Below are 3,255 nucleotides of genomic sequence, written 5' to 3'. Positions count from 1 at the left end.
ACCGCCACGATTCCGGCCTAGGGATGCCGGCGGTCACACCCGGAACCGGACACCGGACGCACACCGGCGGATCGCGGCGGCGCGAACCGGACACCCGACACCAGACCGAGACCGCGCGACGCCCGGGGGGACTGCGTCCCAGATCAACTCGTCCAGCCGCCAGTGAACCGGACAGCGGTGACGATCCGTATCCGGGGGCGGTCGGCGGGATGCCGATCCGGTGGGGGCGACGAGGCCGCCACCGGGACCGAAGGGACGTGTCGGTGATGCCGGAGACCGTCGAGACGGTGTTCGCCAGTGTGGTCAACCGGAACCCGGGTGAGCCGGAGTTCCACCAGGCGGTACGGGAGGTGCTGGAGAGCATCGGACCGGTCCTGGCCCGTCACCCGGAGTACGCGCACGCGCGGATCATCGAGCGGATCTGCGAGCCCGAACGGCAGGTCATCTTCCGGGTGCCGTGGGAGGACGACCACGGCCGGGTGCGGGTGAACCGCGGCTTCCGGGTGGAGTTCAACAGCGCGCTCGGGCCGTTCAAGGGTGGCCTGCGGTTCCACCCGTCGGTGTACCTGGGGATCGTCAAGTTCCTCGGCTTCGAGCAGATCTTCAAGAACGCGCTGACCGGGTTGCCGATCGGCGGCGGCAAGGGCGGCGCGGACCTTCGACCCGAAGGGCCGCTCGGACCGGGAGGTGATGCGCTTCTGCCAGAGCCTCATGACGGAGCTGTACCGGCATATCGGCGCGCAGACCGACGTGCCGGCCGGGGACATGGGGGTCGGCAGCCGGGAGATCGGCTACCTGTTCGGCCAGTACAAGCGGATCACCAACCGGTACGAGTCCGGGGTGCTCACCGGCAAGGGCCTGTCGTACGGGGGCGCGCAGGTGCGCCGCGAGGCAACCGGGTACGGCGCGGTCTTCTTCGCCGACGAGATGCTGCGGCAGACCGGGGACAGCCTGGACGGCAAGCGGGTGGTGGTCTCCGGCTCGGGCAACGTGGCCATCTACGCGGTCGAGAAGGTGCACCAGCTCGGCGGGACGGTGGTGGCCTGCTCGGACTCCGACGGCTACCTGCTGGACGAGAAGGGCATCGACCTTGAGCTGCTGCGGGAGTTGAAGGAGGAGCGGCGGGCCCGGCTCGACGACTACGTACGGCACGTGCCGCACGCGGTGGCGGTGTCCGGTCGTACCGTCTGGGAGGTGCCCTGCGACCTGGCCCTGCCGTGCGCGACACAGAACGAGATCGGCGGCGCGGAGGCGGCGGCGCTGGTGGCCGGCGGCTGTGCGGCGGTGGTGGAGGGTGCCAACATGCCGACCACCCCGGAGGCGGTGCGCATCCTCGGGCGGGCGGGGGTGCGGTTCGCCCCGGGCAAGGCGGCCAACGCAGGCGGGGTGGCGGTGAGCGCGCTGGAGATGCAGCAGAACGCCAGCCGCGACTCGTGGACGTTCGCCCAGTCGGAGCAGCGGCTGCGGGAGACCATGCGGGACATCCACGCCCGCTGCTGGACCACCGCCGAGGAGTACGGGCTGCCCGGGGACTACGTGGCGGGGGCGAACATCAGCGCGTTCCGCCGGGTGGCGGAGGCGATGCTGGCGCACGGTCTGGTCTGAGCGGCCACTGTGGGCGGCCCGGGCGGGAACGGCTGACCGTTCGGTCAGACAGTCATTGACAGCGCTCGACGGCGGGCCTAGTTTCAGGGCGCTACCGGCCGGTAGGCATCCGTCCCGCCTGGTCGCCCCCGGTGGGGCGGCACCGTCCCCGGGGGAGCAACGATGCTGACCTCAACCACCCGTCTGGCCCGCCGGCTGCTCGCCGCCGGCGCGGCCCTGACCCTCACAGTCGGGCTCGCCGGCGCGGCGCCCGCCGTCGCCGCCGAGCGCGACGACGACGGCAGCCAGCCGCTGCCCGGCTACACCATCAGCAACCCGCCGCTGGACCCGCTGGTCGTCGGCGGCGCGCCCACCACCGTCCGGCAGGGCGTGCACGAACACGCCGGCTACATCATCGAGGTACCCGCCGACTGGAACGGCGACCTGGTGATGTGGACGCACGGCTACCGGGGCCAGACCACCGTGCTCTCCCCCGAGACGCCGGCGTTCGGCCTGCGCCAGCGGGTGCTGGAACAGGGGTACGCCTGGGCGTCGTCCTCGTACGACCGCAACGGCTACGACATCCGCTCCGGCGTGCTGAGCACCCGCGACCTCGCCGACCTCTTCGCCGACACCGTCAAGCGGCCGCAGCGGGTGCTCATCGCCGGGGTCTCGATGGGCGGCCACATCATCGGCCGCTCACTGGAGCAGTACCCCGGCTACTACGACGGGGCGCTGCCGATGTGCGGGGTGCTCGGCGACCACGAGTTGTTCGACTTCTTCCTCGACTACAACCTGGTCGCGCAGGCCCTCGCCGGCGTGCGGGCGTACCCGACGCCGCCGGACTACCTCACCAATGCGGTACCGCGCATCCAGGTGGCGCTCGGCCTGGCCGGGCTCAAGCCGGGCGGGCCGGACACCACCAACGAGCTGGGCAAGCAGTTGCGCGCCATCACCATCAACCGCTCGGGCGGTGACCGGCCGGGCGCCGAGGCCTCCTTCGCGGTCTGGAAGGACTTCCTCTTCGCGATCAGCGCCACCAACGGCGGGGACTCCCCCGCGCAACGGCCCGGCCAGCTCGCCACCAACCTGCTCACCCGGTACACCCCGAACAGCCCGGTGGACGTCAACGCCACGGTGCAGCGGGTCGCCCCGGAGAACCTCTGGCAGCGCCTCTCCCCCACGCTGACCGAGGTGCCCCGGATCAGCGGCCGGCCGACCGCGCCTGTGCTCAGCCTGCACGACCTCGGCGACCTCTTCGTACCCTTCTCGATGGAGCAGGCGTACGCCCGGGACGTGGCGTGGCACGGCCGCAGCCAGCTGGTGGTGCAGCGGGCGATCCGGGCCGCTCAGCACTGCGAGTTCAGCCCGGCCGAGGCCGGCGCCGCGTGGGATGACCTCACCACCTGGGTACGCACCGGCGCCCGGCCGGCGGGCGACGCCGTAACCGATCCTCGGGCGGTGGCGGCGCCGGACTTCGGCTGCCGGTTCAGCGATCGGTCCGCGTACGCCGCCGGGTCCGGCACGCGGCGCCTGTACGCCGCCTGCTGACGTCCGCTTGGCAGACACGCCGTTGGCCGGCACCCCGTGTTCGGGGTGCCGGCCAGCGGCGTTGTCTTTGCTATGCGGGTCAGTTGTTCCAGTGCTGGGCGACGAGGTGGGCGGCCTGCT

The 3,255-nt window shown here is 72.1% G+C and carries 2 protein-coding genes and 1 pseudogene; all 3 read left to right on the top strand.

What is annotated here, in order from left to right; all coding sequences use genetic code 11:
• Positions 1–23: 23 nt before the first annotated feature.
• Positions 24–608 (top strand): annotated as a pseudogene (locus I8N68_RS34540) (Glu/Leu/Phe/Val dehydrogenase dimerization domain-containing protein); the annotation flags it as partial.
• A gap of 103 nt (positions 609–711) precedes the next feature.
• Positions 712–1,605 carry a Glu/Leu/Phe/Val dehydrogenase dimerization domain-containing protein gene (locus I8N68_RS32220; protein ID WP_443673268.1) on the top strand — a complete coding sequence of 298 codons (894 nt, stop codon included), beginning with the start codon at positions 712–714 and terminating at the stop codon, positions 1,603–1,605.
• A 162-nt stretch (positions 1,606–1,767) separates the two neighbouring features.
• On the top strand, positions 1,768–3,135 hold the full coding sequence (locus tag I8N68_RS32215) for a hypothetical protein (RefSeq protein ID WP_200216881.1): 1,368 nt from the start codon (positions 1,768–1,770) through the stop codon (positions 3,133–3,135).
• Positions 3,136–3,255 lie beyond the last annotated feature (120 nt).

Origin of the sequence: Micromonospora coerulea, from assembly GCF_016598485.1 — a bacterium.
Lineage (GTDB): Bacteria > Actinomycetota > Actinomycetes > Mycobacteriales > Micromonosporaceae > Micromonospora > Micromonospora coerulea.
This window is presented reverse-complemented; position numbering and strand designations above follow the sequence as displayed.

Coding starts and splice junctions, on each gene's coding strand:
- I8N68_RS32220 (WP_443673268.1), top strand. CDS start 712: ATGACGGAGCTGTACCGGCATATCGGCGCGCAGACCGACGTGCCGGCC.
- I8N68_RS32215 (WP_200216881.1), top strand. CDS start 1,768: ATGCTGACCTCAACCACCCGTCTGGCCCGCCGGCTGCTCGCCGCCGGC.